Genomic DNA, 14,747 nt, shown 5'->3' on the forward strand with positions numbered 1-14,747 from the left:
CCGGAGATCAGCCCAGGTCCGCGGTCTCGCCGCCGCCCTGCGGGTGGAACGGCGGCGTGATCAGGACCTTGTCGATCCGCCGCCCGTCCATGTCGACCACCTCGAAGCGCCAGCCCTGCCAGGTGAAGCAGTCGCCCGCATCCGGGATCCGGCCGAGCTGGGACAGGACGAACCCGGCCAGGCGCTGATAGTCGTCATGGTGCTGGAGCAGCCCTTCCAGGCCGATCGTGTGCTCGACGTCGTGGATCGGCATCAGCCCGTCGACCAGCCAGGAGCCGTCCTCGCGCGGGTGCGCCTCGTAGGCGTCCTCGGCACCGGCCTCGGCGATGTCGCCGGCGATCGCGGCCATGAGATCGGAGGGCGTGACGATGCCCTCGAACGCGCCATACTCGTCCACCACCACCGCCAGATGCACCGGCGCATCCTTGAACAGGCGGACCAGCCGGCCGGCATCGATCGTGTCGGGCACGATCGGCGGCTGGATCAGGCGCAGGCTCTCGCCGACCATACCCTTGCCCGGCGTCTTGCCGGCCAGATCCTTGGCCTGGACGACGCCCAGTATCTCCTCCTCGTCGCCCAGCACCGGAAAGCGCGAGCGCCCGGACGAGGCCATGGTGGCGATCGCGTCGCTCATCGACATGGCAGCCGGCAGGCTCACCACTTCCACCCTGGGCGTCATGATCGCGCGGACCGGCAGGTCGTTGATGCGCAGCAGGCCCTCCATCATGGAACCGGCCTCCTCGTCGATCACGCCCGCCGCCCGGCTTTCGGAGATCAGCAGCGCCACCTCCTGCTCGGTCGGGACCTCGCGGACTTCCTTGGGCAGGCGCAGGAGCCGAAGCACGGCGTTGGTCGAGTATTCCAGGAGCCAGACCACCGGCGCCGCCACCTTGCCCAGGAGGATCATGGGCGCTGCGACGAACGCGGCGATCGCCTCGGAGAACTGGAGGGCCAACCGCTTGGGCACCAGCTCGCCCACCACCAGCGACAGCCAGGTGATGCCGGCCACCACGAGCCCGAAGGCGATCGGCGTGGCATATTCGCCGGCGATCGGCGCGATCCAGGCAGCCACGTAGACCGACAGGGTGGCGCCGCCATAGGCGCCGGCGACGATGCCGACCAGGGTGATGCCGATCTGGACGGTGGACAGGAGGCGGGACGGGTTGTCCTGCAGCTTGAGCGCCAGGCCGGCCGCCTTGCTGCCCTCGTCCGCAGCCGTCTGGAGCCGGGCCCGCTTCGCCCGGACCATCGCCATCTCCGCCATGGCGAAGAACCCGTTGAGCAGCACCAGGGCCACCACGACCAGAAGCTCGAACACCTACCCTCGCAGAAGGTCGTCACCAAGGCCTCTAGGATGTGGTTTCCCTGGCCCGTAGGGAAGCCCACATCGCAGCCGCCTGCGCAGAAGGCCGCCGCGCCACTGGCCGCACCGCGCCGGGACCGGCCGGGCTAGCCGTTGCGCCAGGCGCTCACGAAGGCGCGGGCACGCTCGGCCACCGCCTCGGCATCCATGCCCGGCTTGTAGAGGGCCGAGCCCAGGCCGAAGCCGTCGGCGCCGGCTTGGCGGTAGGCAGCCATGCTGTCCGGCTCGATCCCGCCCACCGGGAAGACCGGCATGGTCCTGGGCAGGACCGCGCGCAGCGCCTTGACCACCTTGGGCGGGATCATCTCGGCCGGGAACAGCTTCAGCCCGTCCGTGCCGGCATCGATCGCGGCGAAGGCCTCGGTAGGCGTGGCGATACCCGGCAAGGTCAGGAGGTTCCGGGCCTTGGCGGCCCGGATCAGGGCCGGGTCGCCATGCGGGGTCACCATCAGCCGGCCGCCGGCCTCCACCAGGCGGTCCAGATCCGCGGTCGTGCGCATCGTCCCGGCACCCACCAGGATGTCGGCGCCGAACTCTCCGGCCAGCCGGGCGATGCTCTCGAACGGCTCCGGCGAGTTCAGCGGCACCTCCAGGATCGCGAACCCGGCCTCGACCAGCGCCCGGCCGATCGGCAGCACCTCATCCGGCTGGATGCCGCGCAGGATGGCGACCAGCGGCAGGCGGTCGGTGAAGCTGGCGAGTTCGGTCACGGGCGGGACTCCTCGGTCAGGCCGGCCAGCCTGGCGATGCGGAACTGGCCGAGAAAAGCGGCGTCGGGATGGGCGGTCTCGGTGGCGATGCCGAGGATGCCGGCCGCCTCGGCATAGCGCTGCGCCAGCGTCGCCCCACCCACCACGACCAGGCGGCCCGCCGTCGTGCCGAACTCGTCGGTGGCCTCCACCAGCTCGCTGCCGATCACGAGGCCCGAGAGCCAGGCCGGCCCGGCCTCGGTGCCGAGCTCGCCGAACAGGGCCAGGGCGCGGGCACCGAACAGCCGGCGCAGCAGCCCGCCGCCGGTGCGGTCGGCTGCCCGGCGCACGCCCCGGGCGAATGCCGCCGCGTCGAACGGGTCGGGTTCGTCCAAAGACGGCATGGTATGGCGCAGGATGGTGTGCCGGCGCAGGGCCGCGAACAGCTCGCCGGTCAGGTAGCTGGCAAAGCTCGCGATCCTGCCGCCCTCGACCCGGACCCATTTGGAATGGGTGCCGGGCAGCACGAACAGGCCGGCACCCTCGCCGGCGCAGCCCAGGATCTGGGTCTCCTCGCCGCGCATCACGTCCGGGATGCCCGCCGGATTGCGGTACGACATGCCGGGCACGATGTGCAGCACGCTGCCGTCCGCCGTGGTGAAGCGGAGCAGACCCTCTGCGATCTCGGCGGCGCCGGCCGGGCAGGGGACATAGGCCGCCTCGCGCCAGCCGGTCCTGGCCCCCACCATCCCTGACGCCAGCACCGGCAGGTCCGGATGCGCGGCCCGCCAGCGACCGGTCGCCGCGGCAAAGGCGGTATCGACCCCCCCTTCCGGCAGGCTGGTGATACCGTGGGACGAGGCGTGGCGGTCCAGGATCGCGCCGTCCGGCCCGATCAGGGCCGCGCGCAGGGAGCTGGTGCCCCAGTCCAGGCCGATCAGCGCCGCCACCTCATTCCTCCTCCTGCCGTGTCGCCGCGCGGACGCTAGCCTCTTGCCCGTGGCGGCGAAAGCGCCGAAGCGGCAGGCCCGAGCCGGGCGGCCAGCCGCCCCGGCCGATCCTGCGCGTGTCGATGAAAGGAAGCGATGTTGACGAACGTGGTGGCGGTGGGCCTGACCACCCAGGGCCAGGACGGCCGGCCGGACAGCCTCTTGCCGATGCTCCAGGCGATCCAGGCCGCTGGCGCGGACGCGGCCGAGATCGCGCTGTACGACCTGGACGTGGTGGCCGGTGGCCGGCCGCTGGAGCGGCAGTTCGCCCGGGTCCTGGAGATCGCATCCGAATTCGCGCTGCGCTACTCCGTCCACGGGCCGATCGCCTCCAACCCCTGGGACCTGCGCCACCGCGAGATCCACGAGGCGGTGGCCGAGGCGCACCTCGCGATGGCCGGGCGGCTCGGTGCCGGGATCTATGTGCAGCATTCCGGGCGCACCGTGCATGCGACCGGGCCGGAACTGGCGGCGCTGCGTGCCCAGGAGCGTGACTTCCTGAAGCGCCTGGGCGATCAGGCCGGCCGCATAAGTGTCACCGTCGTCGTGGAGAACCTGTTCGGCGAGCGGGCGGGGGCTCTCTCCCAGTTGCCGCACGAGGTGGCCGAGCAGGTTGCGGAGGTCGACCACCCGCATGTCCGGGTGCTGATCGACTTCAGCCATGCCTATCAGGAAGCGACCAGGCGCGGCGTCGACCCGTGGGCATCGGTGCGCCAGGCGGCACCGCTCACCGCCCACCTCCACGTCCATGACAGCTTCGGCCGAACTGCCACCATGCTGGGCCATACCCGCTCGGAAACGGTGGCGTTCGGCATGGGCGACCTGCACCTGCCGCCCGGCTGGGGCGACATCCCGTGGGACATGCTGTTCGGCGAACTGCGCTTCCTGCCGGGCACCATTGCCAATGTCGAGCTGCCGGCACGCTATGCCGAGCACGCGCCCGAGGTCGTGGCCCAGGTGCGGGAGATGTTGGGGCTCGGCCGGTAAGGGTGCGACAATTCTCGCCACGTTGATGGCTGGTTTCGGCCAGGACATGGCTTCTTCATTCCCGGCATAAGTAAATCCACTTCCGGAAAAGCATCGCTTCAGTCCCGGATGATCGCCGGATGTCTTCAGAATATCCGGCGAACCCTTTGGGAGATTCGGCCAGTTTCCGATGTAGATTAGTTTGAGCTTGCCAAACCGACGAGGAGTCCTACGGCTTAGAGGTGGTTGCTCATAGAACCTTCCGGGCCGAGGGAAGTCGTGCGGAAAACACTGCTGTTCGGGTTGGCGCTCCTGCCATTGCTGCTGGTCGCATCGCCAAAGGGCGCGGATGCCGCCGCAACGCGGCACTGCCGGGGCCTGTTCGGGCCAGAGAACCTGTTCTGGCGCACCAAGTCCCCGACCCGGGCGGAGGTGATGGAGCGGCTGCCGGTGGGCAAGCGCCACAATTCCGGCAACATGCTGTCGCTGAACTACGACATCCACCCGGATGGCCGCCTGCGCCAGTCCGGCGAGTTCAAGAAGCAGTGGAACTACATCTTCGGCACCGGCCCGACCTCGGGCTATGGCGAGATCGTGCGCGGCCGGCTGGCGCCGGGTGCCAAGTCGAGCTGGGGCAGGGCCAGCCGGATCAACAAGAAGAACCTGTCCGAGTGCATCGTCGACGGCACCACGCCCGCGATCTGCCTAGGGATCCCGAGCAGCACCGACATCCCGCCGATGAGCCTGGGCCATCACACCGGCTGGATGATCTTCGACAAGGATTCCGACGACCCCCGCTCGCTCAAGAATCTCGGGGTCGGCGACCATGCCTGCCTCACCTACAAGGTGATGTATTCCACCAATTTCGACTTCAACCTCGGCTACGAGACCAAGATCCCGGGCTTCGGCAGCGCGCCGGACGGCCGCTACCCACCAAACGACCACCTATGCGAGGGGACGCGGCGCACGGTGAACACCGGCGAGTCCTTCTCGACCCGGGTCGTGGTGGGTGGCCGGGGCGATTCGCCGACCGCGGCGTCGGGCAAGCTGCTCGGCCACTTCCGGGACGACATGCTCGACGTCACCTGCAAGCGGTTCCGGGTGATGACCGAGATGCACGCCCAGGACCCGCGGACCAACGCCCTGATGCGCGGCGTGTGGTACCGCGTCGAGCACGAGCTGGTCCTCAACAGCAACTACGACCCGCGCCCCGGCCAGCGCTCCGGTGCGTTCATGCGCCTGTCCTTCTACGACGACCGCACCGGCCAGCACGTCACCAGCTTCGGCATGGCGAACACCTTCACCTTCGAGGGGGTCAACTACCCGCTGATGCCGCGCCGGGACGCCAGCGGGAAGATCGAGGGCATGTTCGTGTCCATGCAGCAGACCGGCCCCGACCCCGGCATGAGGGGCTTCGCCATCGCCGTCAGGGACTTCGAGTTCTACCTGAAGTGAGCCGCGGCGGCCGGTCAGCCGCCGCCGATGCCGCTAGTGACCTCGCCGGTGCCGCCGCAGGTCGGGCATTCCTTGCCCTCGACCTTGCCGCTGCCGCTGCAGGTGGGGCAGAGATTCTCCCCGGTCCCGGGCGTGCCGGGCGGGGCCTCGTCGCCCGGCATCGTTTCAGGTGTCGAGGGGGTGACGGGCATCTTCTGGCTCCTCATGGCTCCAGCGGCGCGTTTTGCCGCTGGAGGATGAACGGCGCCCGGCCGGATGCGTTCCGGGCGGACGCCGTCCCGGTCAGAGCCAGATGTCGGACGTGCAGTCGCCGCCCGGATAGCGCGTCTCGTGCGCACGGGCCGGCCCCTTCGGCTCCTTGCCGAAATCGACGAAGAAGTCCTTGTTGATCGACATGCCGCCGTTTTCGGTGTCGCAGTCGATCTGCACCATGCAGGAGCCCAGCTCGTCCACGGCCGGATAGAACTGCGCGTCCCAGGACGAGAGCAGGCTAGTGGTGCAGTAGAGCCGCTTGCCGTCGAGCGAGAGCTGCAGCATCTGCGGCCCGCCCGCGACCTTGCGGCCGTTCACCTCCGGTGCCTTGCCGAGCATGCCGCCGATCCAAACCTGGCCGGTGAGCTTCGGGTTGGCCGGGTCGCTGATGTCGTACTGGCGCAGGTCGCCGTGCAGCCAGTTCGAGAAATACATGAACCGGTCGTCCATCGACAGCAGGATGTCGGTGATCAGCGGTGGCAGCGGCACCGGGAAGCCCTCGATCTCGACCGGCTCCTCCTGGATGACCTTGTCGAGCTGCCAGCCCTCGCCGTTCTTGTGCCAGTGCCAGACGTTGGAGGAGAGCGCCACGCCGACATAGCCATGGGTGCTGGCCGGGTCGTGGTGGAAGCGGACCTCCAGCGGGATCATGCCGTCCGTGCCGAGATCATAGGACTTCTCGACCCGCCGGCCCTCGAAGTCCCAGAAATGGATCTGGCTGCCGTAGCGCTTGCCGACATCCTCCAACTTGAACCCGCCGAAGAAGGCGTTGGGCGCGCCGAACTCCGAGGACACCATCACGTTGTGGCGCGGCTGGTACCAGAAGTCGTAGCCGTACTTCATGGCGCCGAGATCCTTCTCCCAGCGGCCGGTGATGTTGAAGTCCTGGTCCATGGTGAGGAAGCCGCCCGGCCCCTCGCCTTCGGCATTGCCCAGCATGGAGATGATGATCTCCTTGCCCAGGCAATGGATGGTGTGCGGCGCGGTCAGGCCGGTCTTGGCGATCACCTCTTCCGGCTCGATCACCTTGTGCAGCTTGGGCGCGCGCGGGTCGGCGGTGTCGATGATGTGGATGCGGCTGGACTTGAAGCCGGGCACCACCAGGAAGCGGCGCTCCGCCGAGGCGTCGCCATGGCAGGACGAGCAGGCGTTCCAGCCGAAATGATGGAGCTCGTCGCCCTTGTTCGGCATCTCCAGCCGGTGGATGACTTGGCTGTAGGTGGGGCTGGCCGGATCGGCGTCGACGGTCGCCAGATAGTCCGGCGCATCGACCTTGCTGCCGGTATAGATGCCGATCGTGTAGAGCAGCTTTTCGCGCGGGGCTGCCATCGCGGCCTTGGGCGAGGCGAAGCCCGGCCCGCAGCAATGCGAGGCGTCATGGTGATGGCCGTTGGACGTCATCGGCGTACTTCTTCCCGGTTCCGACAGGCGCGGATGCACCTTACTACACAATCATATTGTGCTTAATTTCATTCTACGCCTGCATTCCCGTCAAGCAAAGGCAGCGCGAAATTCAACGCTAAATTAAGTGTTTTATCTTGCCCGGACCATCGATGGCGGCCAGGAGGACAACGGAGGCTACCGGGCGCCACCGGACTCGCCCTGCCGACGTCGCCGACTGAGGCGACCCGGCAAGCTGCACCGCCCTGCCAGAGGGGAACTCGCCGGCGGAAGGCTGGTTCACGTGTCGGGACCAAGCGGCAGGGGTGATGGCGATGAGCGGGACCGTCGGGGACTTCTTCTGGGAGCGCCTGAAGCAGTGGGGTGTCCGCCACGTCTTCGGCTACCCGGGCGACGGCATCAACGGCCTGCTCGGCGCCCTGCAGCGTCGCGGCGGGGACATCAAGTTCGTCCAGGCGCGCCACGAGGAGATGGCCGCGTTCATGGCCTCGGCCTATGCCAAGTACACGGGCGAGCTCGGCGTATGCCTCGCCACGTCGGGGCCCGGCGCCTCGCACCTGCTGACCGGCCTGTACGACGCGCGTCTCGACCATGTGCCGGTGCTGGCGATTGCCGGCCAGCAGGCGCGCACCGCGCTGGGTGCCCACTACCAGCAGGAAGTCGACCTGGTCTCGATGTTCAAGGACGTGGCCGGGACCTTCGTCCAGCAGGCGTCGGTGCCGGGCCAGGTGCGCCACCTGGTCGACCGCGCGGTGCGCATGGCGATCGGCGAGCGGCGGGTAACGGCCCTGGTCTTTCCCAACGACCTGCAGGAGGAGCCCTACCAGGACCCGCCCCGCCAGCATGGCGCCGTGTTCAGCGGGGTCGGCTACACCAGGCCGCTGGTGGTGCCGTTCGAGGAGGATCTGCGTCGCGCTGCCGAGGTGCTGAACGCCGGCGAGAAAGTGGCGATCCTGGTGGGTGCCGGCGCGCTGGGTGCCACCGACGAGGTGATCGAGGTGGCGGAGCGCCTGGGTGCCGGCGTGGCCAAGGCCCTTCTGGGCAAGGCAGCGCTGCCCGACGACCTGCCGTTCGTCACCGGCTCGATCGGTCTGCTCGGCACGCCGGCGAGCTGGGACCTCATGAGCAACTGCGACACGCTGCTGATGGTGGGCTCGGGCTTCCCCTACTCGGAGTTCCTGCCCAAGGAGGGCCAGGCGCGCGGCGTGCAGATCGACCTGGAGCCCGGCATGCTGTCGGCGCGCTACCCGATGGAGGTCAACCTCCAGGGCGATGTCGCCCATACGCTGCGCCTGCTCCTGCCCATGCTCCAGCAAAAGACCGACCGCTCCTGGCGCGAGAGCGTCGAGGCGAGCGTCGCCAAAAGCTGGGAGACGCTGGAGGCGCGCGCCATGCAGCCGGCCGACCCGGTCAACCCGCAGCGCGTCTTCTGGGAACTGTCGCCGCGCATCCCGGACCGGGCGATCCTGTCCTCGGATTCCGGGTCCTGCGCCAACTGGTTCGCGCGTGACCTGAAGATGCGCCGCGGGATGATGGCCTCGCTCTCCGGGGGCCTCGCCTGCATGGGTGCCGCCGTACCCTATGCGATCGCCGCCAAGTTCGCCCATCCCGACCGCCCGGTGATTGCCGTGGTCGGGGACGGCGCCATGCAGATGAACAACATGGCCGAGCTGATCACGGTGGCGAAATACTGGCGGGAATGGGCGAACCCGACCTGGGTCTGCATGGTGCTGAACAACCAGGACCTGAACCAGGTCACCTGGGAGCAGCGGGTCATGGAGGGCAACCCCAAGTTCGAGGCGACGCAGAACATCCCCGACGTGCCCTATCACCGCTTCGCGGAGCTCATCGGCCTGCGCGGCATCTTCGTCGACCACCCCGACCAGGTGGCCCCGGCCTGGGAGGCGGCACTCGGCTCGGACGTGCCGGTGGTGCTGGAAGTGCGGACCGACCCTAACGTGCCGCCCCTGCCGCCGCACATCACCCTCGGGCAGGCGAAGAACTTCATGTTCTCGACGCCGTTCGACCCCGATGCCGGCAGCGTGATCGTCAACACGGCCCGCGAGGTGCTGAGCTCGGTGCTCCCCAGCGGCGGGCGCCGCGATTCCTGAGCCTCGGTCCCCGGCCTCGCCACCCGGCCCCTCCTGACAGTCCCGGTCGGAGGCTGTTAGGGTTGCGGCACTGACGACGGTCGCGGGAGCCGTGCCATGTCCGACCAGCCGCCGCTCATCCGCACCGTTGCCATGCCGGCCGACACCAACCCGGCGGGCGACATCTTCGGCGGCTGGCTGATGGCGCACATGGACTTGGCCGCCGGCAGCCTCGCGACCAGGCGCGCCTGCGGCCGCACGGTGACCGTGGCGGTGGATGCGATGAGCTTCTTGAGCCCGGTGCTGGTGGGCGACGAGGTCAGCTTCCATGGCGAGATCCTGTCCACCGGGCGCAGCTCGATGAAGATCCGCATCGAGGCATGGCGGCGCCCGCGCGAGAACGACGAGCGGACCCGGGTGACCGAGGCGGTCTTCACCTTCGTCGCGATCGACGCGGAGCGCCGCCCGCGGGCACTGCCCCCCTTCGAGGGCGCAGCCGCGGGCTGAGGGCCCGCCGGAGCCGCAGGAACCTGCGCTCCGGCGCCTCAGGAAGGCCGATCTGCACTGTCGTCGCCGCTGCGGCGCTCTATCTAGGTCGGCGCGGGACGTGGGAGAGGATGATGCTCGAACAGTTCGATGCGCTCTTGCTGGCCAGGATCCAGTTCGCGTTCACGGTCTCGTTCCACTTCATCTTCCCTTCGTTCACGATCGGGCTGGCGAGCTATCTCGCCGTGCTGGAGGGTTTGTGGCTGTGGACCGGTCGGGAGGTCTACATCCGGCTGTTCCGCTACTGGGTGAAGATCTTCGCGCTGGCCTTCGGCATGGGCGTCGTGTCCGGGATCGTGATGACCTACCAGTTCGGCACCAACTGGTCGGTGTTCTCGGACCGGGCCGGGCCGGTGATCGGGCCGCTCATGGCCTACGAGGTGCTCACCGCCTTCTTCCTGGAAGCGGGCTTCCTCGGCGTGATGCTGTTCGGGGTGAACCGGGTCGGCAAGGGGCTGCACTACGCCGCCACGCTGGCGGTGGCGGTCGGCACCTTCATCTCCGCCTTCTGGATCCTTTCGGTCAACAGCTGGATGCATACGCCGACCGGCCACGCGATGAACGAGGTCGGCCAGTTCGTGCCGGTAGACTGGTGGGCGATCATCTTCAACCCGTCCTTCCCCTTCCGCCTGGCCCACACGGTGACGGCCGCCTATCTCACCACGGCGCTGGTGGTGGGCGCGGTGGGCGCCTTCCATCTGCTGCGCGACAAGATCAACGAGGGTGCCCGGGTCATGTTCACCATGGCGATCGGCATGATCGCCATCGTCGCGCCGATCCAGATCTTCCTGGGTGACGCGCACGGCCTGAACACGCTCCAGCACCAGCCGATCAAGATCATGGCCATGGAGGGCCATTTCGAGAGCCATCCCGAGGGAGCGCCGCTCATCCTGTTCGGGATCCCCGACGAGGAGGAGGCCACGGTCCATTACGAGGTCTCGATCCCCAAGGCGTCCTCGCTGATCCTGGAGCATAGCTGGAGCGCGCCGCTGAAGGGGCTCGACAGTGTGCCGCGCGAGGAATGGCCGCCGGTGGAGATCGTGTTCTGGTCCTTCCGGATCATGGTCGGCCTGGGCTTCCTGATGCTGTTCCTGGGCGCTGCCGGTGCCATCGCCTATTTCAAGGGCCAGCTCTACCACTGGCGCCCCCTGCATCGCTTCGCGCTCCTGATGGGGCCGGCCGGCTTCGTCGCGGTGATCGCCGGCTGGGTGACCACCGAGGTCGGCCGGCAGCCCTACACGGTCTATGGCCTGATGCGCACGGCGGATTCGGCCTCACCCCTGGCGGCCCCGGCCGTGGCGACCTCGCTGCTCATGTTCATCCTGGTCTACTCTGTCGTGTTCTCGATCGGCACGTTCTACATTCTGAAGCTGATGGGACATGCGCCCTACACGGGCGAGACCGGGCCGGAGCGCGAGATCGGGCCGCATCGCGCGGCTGGCATCACGCCGGCGCCGGCAGTCAGTCCCGAGCGGACGATCGGCGGCCGCAGCTCGGAGGCCCGGACATGATCGAGCTCGACCTCACCGTCATCTGGGCGTTCGTGATCGCGTTCGCCGTCTTCGCTTATGTCGTCATGGACGGGTTCGACCTGGGCATCGGCATCCTGTTCCCGTTCTTCTCGGCGGGGCGCGAGCGGGACAGCGCCATCAACTCGGTTGCCCCGATCTGGGACGGCAACGAGACTTGGCTGGTGCTGGGGGGTGGCGGGCTGATGGCGGCCTTTCCCCTGGCCTATGCGATCATCCTGCCGGCCCTCTACGCGCCGCTCATCGCCATGCTGCTGGGCCTGATCTTCCGGGGCGTCGCCTTCGAGTTCCGCTGGCGCGACCCGGCGCACCGGCCCTGGTGGGACTTCAGTTTCACCCTGGGCTCGATCATCGCGACCCTGGCCCAGGGCATCACGCTCGGCGCGCTGCTGCAGGGCATCACCGTGGAGGGGCGCAGCTATGCCGGCGGCTGGTGGGACTGGCTGACGCCGTTCAGCGTCCTGGTCGGCGTCAGCCTGGTGATCGGCTATGCGCTGCTGGGTGCGACCTGGCTGATCATGAAGTCGGAAGGCCAGCTGCAGGAGCACTGCTACCGGCTGGCCCGCATCCTGGGCCCCCTCCTGGTGGGCTGCATCGTCCTGGTCAGCCTGTTCACGCCGTTCCTGAGCGAAGCCTATTACCGCAACTGGTTCAGCTTCCCGCGGGTGCTGTTCGCCGCCCAGGTGCCGATCCTGGTGGCGATCGGTTCGGTGGTGTTCTTCGTGGCGCTGGCGAGGCGGTGGGAATACTGGCCGTTCCTGAGCGCGCTGGCCTTGTTCGCGCTGGGCCTGATCGGGCTGGGCGTGAGCATGTTCCCCTACGTGATCCCGGGCGCCATCACCATCTGGGACGCGGCGTCACCACCCAAGAGCCAGCTGTTCATGCTGGTGGGGGCATCGGTGCTGATCCCGATCATCCTGATCTATACCGGCTATTCCTACTGGGTGTTCCGCGGCAAGACCGGCCACGAGGGCTACCATTGACCGAGCCTGGGCAAGAGGGGGGCTGGGGGCGCCGGCTCTTGTGGTTCGTCGGCCTGTGGCTGGCCGGCGTGGCCACGGTATCGGTGGTAGGCCTGCTGCTGCGCCTCTGGATCGCCTGATCCGGCAGTGGATCGCCGCCGCGCTTCGAGCAGCTTCGGGTTGAAACCGGCGAACTACGCAGCGCGGTATGCCGTGCGCCGCCCTTGCCCTTCAGGTGGCACAAGCCAGCATCATGCCCGGCTTCTAGCATCGCACCCGCAAAGAACGCGGCAGGGCGGGGATCGATCATGGCGGGGATCGCGGTAGGCAGGCGACCGGCAGGGCGGCTCCTGCCGGGCCGGCACGGTGCTGGCCGGGTTCAGCCGGGCGGTGCGGCATGAGCAGCGGCCCGACCGGCGAGGCGGCCCGTCGTTGCCAGGCGATCGTTGCCGAGATGTCGGCGGCCCTGGCGGCCGGCACCCGGCTGGCCAAACCCGGCCAGGACCATGCGGCGGCGGCGTGCTGGATCCGGGCGCAGCCCTGGGCCAGCCGGCTGTGGCCCGACGTGACGCACAACCCCTACCAGGACCTGAGCACCGCCGCCTGGCTGCGCAGCCGCGCCCTGGGGCTGGAGCAGCCGCGCCCGGCGCGGGTCCAGGCCTTCCAGGGCGGCCATCTCTGGCCCAAGGACGAGCCGGAGATCCGCTTTGCCATCCGTGCGTTGGAGTTCCTCAGCCGGCTGCACTCCGTCAGCGGCAATGCCGACCGGGTGCTGGATCGGTTTGAGGAAGCGCGCTCGGCAGCGCAGTGGCGCTTCGACATCGAGTACCCGCTGCGGCTGGGAAGCTGCCCGCGCCTGGACCTGGAGGATTTCGCCGCGGTCCGCGCCGAGGCGCTGTGCCGGGCAGGCTGCCAGCTCCATCAGGAGCTGGGCAGGCTCGCCTGGGCGAAGGAGGATCCGGCCGCAGCCCTGCCGGGCGAGGATGGCAGCGGCATCGATCCGGCAGCCCTGGACGAGCTGGTCGAGGCGGCGGCCCGGCTGCCGCGGATCCTGGCCCAGCTCGCGCCGATCTGGCCGGCCCTGCTGTCGGCGTTCCGGCGCGGCCAGCAGAGCCGGCTCCTGACCGAGCTGCCCGGCTGGCTGCTGGACCTCCTGCGCGAGGTGCCGGAGCCGAGGCTGGCGGGGCTGGCCTGGGACGGGGTCGCGGCCGTGCCCGCCGGCCGGCTCGAGCAACTGAGCGCCGGCCATGTCGCCAGCTTCGGCGCCGCCGGAACTCCCTGGTGGCTGGGCGGCTGGCAGATGGCGGCAGCGCATCTGGACGCGGCATCGGTGCGGCGCGGCTGGCCGGCCGGCTGAAGCCGCGGCAGGCGCCCCTGCCGGTCAGCGCCACCCGGCCGGCACGAGCGGTCAGCGCGACGCGGTCAGCGGCCCGGCGGCGCAGGCCGACTGGAGGGCCTGGGCCAGTGCCTGCGCCAGCATGGGCTTGTGCTGCTGGGTCAGGTGGCTGCTGTCCAGGAACAGCTCGGCCGGCCAGTCCGCATGATGGGCGGCGTCGTTGAAGTCGACCACGCAGTGCTGGCCGAGCAGGGCCAGGTAGCGGGCATGGCGCTCGGCGAAGTCCTGCCGGAACAGCTCGGCCGTGCGCGGATGGACCGGGGGGCTGAACAGGGTGACCGGCACGCCGCGCTGGCGTGCCCGCTCCAGCGTGGCGGTGAGCCTCGCCACCTCGTCGTCCGGCCAGGGCCGGCCGGCGATCTCGCTGCGCGCCCGGCTGAGCTGGTAGGTGACGATGTCCTGGTCGCCCGTGTCCATCTTCGGGTCGTCGAAGCCGATCCCGAGCCAGGTGCTGCGCAGCACGAGATAGGACGCCTGCAGGCTCTCGAAGGTCAGCATGTGCCGCAACGGCGCTTGCGCCATGTCGACCGTGCGCGGGATGTCGTTCTCCGCCCCGGCGATCAGCCGGCTGAACGGCACGCCCCAGACGATCCGGGCGGCGGGGTAGCGGTCCAGGACGAGGTCGACCAGGTCGATCGTTTCGCCCAGACTAGCACCGCCATAGGCCAGGCTGTACCAGGGCTGCCCGGTGTGGCTGGTGAGGTCCAGGGCGTCGATCTGGTTGGTGGTGCTGTCGCCGATCAGCAGCGAGGGCACGATGTCGGGATGCTCCGCCACCCAGCGGTCGAAGGCGATCAGCTTGAACAGCCGTCGATTGAGCGTGTAGGCGGGCGTCCGGTCGATGCCGTCCGCGCCCATGAAGGCGGTGGGCCCCGGTGCCGCCCAGCGGCCGAACGGGTCGACATAGCAGTTCACGCCGAACGTCAGCCCGGTGAGCAGGGTGGCGGTAAGCGCGAAGAACGCGAGAAAACGGCGTTCCATGCGATCCTCTTGAACATGCAGGGCGGTCAGAACTGAAAATACAAGAATGTCGTGTGGTAGCTGAGATAGATCACCGAGGCGAAGAACGCGGCGCCCAGCGCCATGCCCCGCACGCCCGCCCGCCACGG

At 69.0% G+C, this 14,747-nt stretch carries 14 protein-coding genes; 8 read left to right on the forward strand and 6 right to left on the reverse strand.

Annotated elements, in window-relative coordinates; all coding sequences use genetic code 11:
• Window positions 1-7: 7 nt before the first annotated feature.
• The 3 genes from HLA95_RS01315 to HLA95_RS01325 form a co-directional block, all read right to left on the reverse strand.
• On the reverse strand, window positions 8-1,318 hold the full coding sequence (locus HLA95_RS01315) for a hemolysin family protein (RefSeq protein ID WP_223861656.1): 1,311 nt from the start codon (window positions 1,316-1,318) through the stop codon (window positions 8-10).
• Between the two features lie 131 nt (window positions 1,319-1,449).
• A complete protein-coding gene (locus HLA95_RS01320) occupies window positions 1,450-2,073 on the reverse strand; it encodes a 2-dehydro-3-deoxy-6-phosphogalactonate aldolase (RefSeq protein WP_222182107.1) in 624 nt (207 codons plus the stop codon).
• On the reverse strand, window positions 2,070-3,002 hold the full coding sequence (locus HLA95_RS01325) for a 2-dehydro-3-deoxygalactonokinase (protein WP_222182109.1): 933 nt from the start codon (window positions 3,000-3,002) through the stop codon (window positions 2,070-2,072). The genes HLA95_RS01320 and HLA95_RS01325 overlap by 4 nt, the downstream gene beginning before the upstream one ends.
• Before the next feature lie 147 nt (window positions 3,003-3,149).
• Here HLA95_RS01325 and HLA95_RS01330 point away from each other — a divergent pair, with 147 nt between their 5' ends.
• Both HLA95_RS01330 and HLA95_RS01335 read left to right on the forward strand, forming a co-directional pair.
• On the forward strand, window positions 3,150-4,028 hold the full coding sequence (locus HLA95_RS01330; RefSeq protein WP_223861455.1) for a sugar phosphate isomerase/epimerase family protein: 879 nt from the start codon (window positions 3,150-3,152) through the stop codon (window positions 4,026-4,028).
• Between the two features lie 258 nt (window positions 4,029-4,286).
• Window positions 4,287-5,462 carry a hypothetical protein gene (locus tag HLA95_RS01335; RefSeq protein ID WP_191059011.1) on the forward strand — a complete coding sequence of 392 codons (1,176 nt, stop codon included), beginning with the start codon at window positions 4,287-4,289 and terminating at the stop codon, window positions 5,460-5,462.
• A 14-nt stretch (window positions 5,463-5,476) separates the two neighbouring features.
• On the opposite strand, the gene HLA95_RS01340 is transcribed toward HLA95_RS01335, so the two are convergent.
• Both HLA95_RS01340 and HLA95_RS01345 read right to left on the reverse strand, forming a co-directional pair.
• Window positions 5,477-5,653, reverse strand: coding sequence for a hypothetical protein (locus HLA95_RS01340; RefSeq protein ID WP_191059017.1), 177 nt, complete (start codon window positions 5,651-5,653; stop codon window positions 5,477-5,479).
• A 91-nt stretch (window positions 5,654-5,744) separates the two neighbouring features.
• Entirely contained in the window at window positions 5,745-7,115 is a 1,371-nt protein-coding gene (locus tag HLA95_RS01345; RefSeq protein ID WP_191059012.1) for a selenium-binding family protein, read from the reverse strand.
• Window positions 7,116-7,429: 314 nt separating this feature from the next.
• Here HLA95_RS01345 and HLA95_RS01350 point away from each other — a divergent pair, with 314 nt between their 5' ends.
• The 6 genes from HLA95_RS01350 to HLA95_RS01375 all read left to right on the forward strand — a co-directional run bounded on the left by HLA95_RS01350 (window position 7,430) and on the right by HLA95_RS01375 (window position 13,599).
• Window positions 7,430-9,226 (forward strand): thiamine pyrophosphate-requiring protein, encoded by a 1,797-nt coding sequence (locus HLA95_RS01350; protein ID WP_191059013.1) that lies wholly within the window; start codon window positions 7,430-7,432, stop codon window positions 9,224-9,226.
• 96 nt (window positions 9,227-9,322) lie between these two features.
• On the forward strand, window positions 9,323-9,712 hold the full coding sequence (locus HLA95_RS01355; RefSeq protein WP_191059014.1) for an acyl-CoA thioesterase: 390 nt from the start codon (window positions 9,323-9,325) through the stop codon (window positions 9,710-9,712).
• A 113-nt stretch (window positions 9,713-9,825) separates the two neighbouring features.
• On the forward strand, window positions 9,826-11,262 hold the full coding sequence (locus HLA95_RS01360; RefSeq protein ID WP_191059015.1) for a cytochrome ubiquinol oxidase subunit I: 1,437 nt from the start codon (window positions 9,826-9,828) through the stop codon (window positions 11,260-11,262).
• Complete coding sequence (gene cydB, locus HLA95_RS01365) at window positions 11,259-12,263, forward strand: cytochrome d ubiquinol oxidase subunit II (protein ID WP_255591226.1); 1,005 nt, start codon at window positions 11,259-11,261, stop codon at window positions 12,261-12,263. The genes HLA95_RS01360 and cydB overlap by 4 nt, the downstream gene beginning before the upstream one ends.
• Window positions 12,260-12,382, forward strand: coding sequence for a DUF2474 domain-containing protein (locus tag HLA95_RS01370; protein WP_222182111.1), 123 nt, complete (start codon window positions 12,260-12,262; stop codon window positions 12,380-12,382). The genes cydB and HLA95_RS01370 overlap by 4 nt, the downstream gene beginning before the upstream one ends.
• 257 nt (window positions 12,383-12,639) lie before the next feature.
• Window positions 12,640-13,599, forward strand: coding sequence for a hypothetical protein (locus HLA95_RS01375; protein WP_222182113.1), 960 nt, complete (start codon window positions 12,640-12,642; stop codon window positions 13,597-13,599).
• 51 nt (window positions 13,600-13,650) lie between these two features.
• Here HLA95_RS01375 and HLA95_RS01380 read toward each other — a convergent pair whose 3' ends face one another.
• Window positions 13,651-14,619: a hypothetical protein gene (locus HLA95_RS01380; protein ID WP_222182115.1), complete on the reverse strand. Its 969-nt coding sequence runs from the start codon at window positions 14,617-14,619 to the stop codon at window positions 13,651-13,653.
• Window positions 14,620-14,747 lie beyond the last annotated feature (128 nt).

Origin of the sequence: Geminicoccus harenae (assembly GCF_019800005.1) — a bacterium.
GTDB classification, from domain to species: domain Bacteria; phylum Pseudomonadota; class Alphaproteobacteria; order Geminicoccales; family Geminicoccaceae; genus Geminicoccus; species Geminicoccus harenae.

Bases quoted from the DNA above. Each gene is read 5' to 3' on its own strand.
- HLA95_RS01340 (WP_191059017.1), bottom strand. From the start codon at position 5,653: ATGCCCGTCACCCCCTCGACACCTGAAACGATGCCGGGCGACGAGGCC.
- HLA95_RS01345 (WP_191059012.1), bottom strand. From the start codon at position 7,115: ATGACGTCCAACGGCCATCACCATGACGCCTCGCATTGCTGCGGGCCG.
- HLA95_RS01350 (WP_191059013.1), top strand. From the start codon at position 7,430: ATGAGCGGGACCGTCGGGGACTTCTTCTGGGAGCGCCTGAAGCAGTGG.
- HLA95_RS01355 (WP_191059014.1), top strand. From the start codon at position 9,323: ATGTCCGACCAGCCGCCGCTCATCCGCACCGTTGCCATGCCGGCCGAC.
- HLA95_RS01360 (WP_191059015.1), top strand. From the start codon at position 9,826: ATGCTCGAACAGTTCGATGCGCTCTTGCTGGCCAGGATCCAGTTCGCG.
- cydB (WP_255591226.1), top strand. From the start codon at position 11,259: ATGATCGAGCTCGACCTCACCGTCATCTGGGCGTTCGTGATCGCGTTC.
- HLA95_RS01375 (WP_222182113.1), top strand. From the start codon at position 12,640: ATGAGCAGCGGCCCGACCGGCGAGGCGGCCCGTCGTTGCCAGGCGATC.
- HLA95_RS01380 (WP_222182115.1), bottom strand. From the start codon at position 14,619: ATGGAACGCCGTTTTCTCGCGTTCTTCGCGCTTACCGCCACCCTGCTC.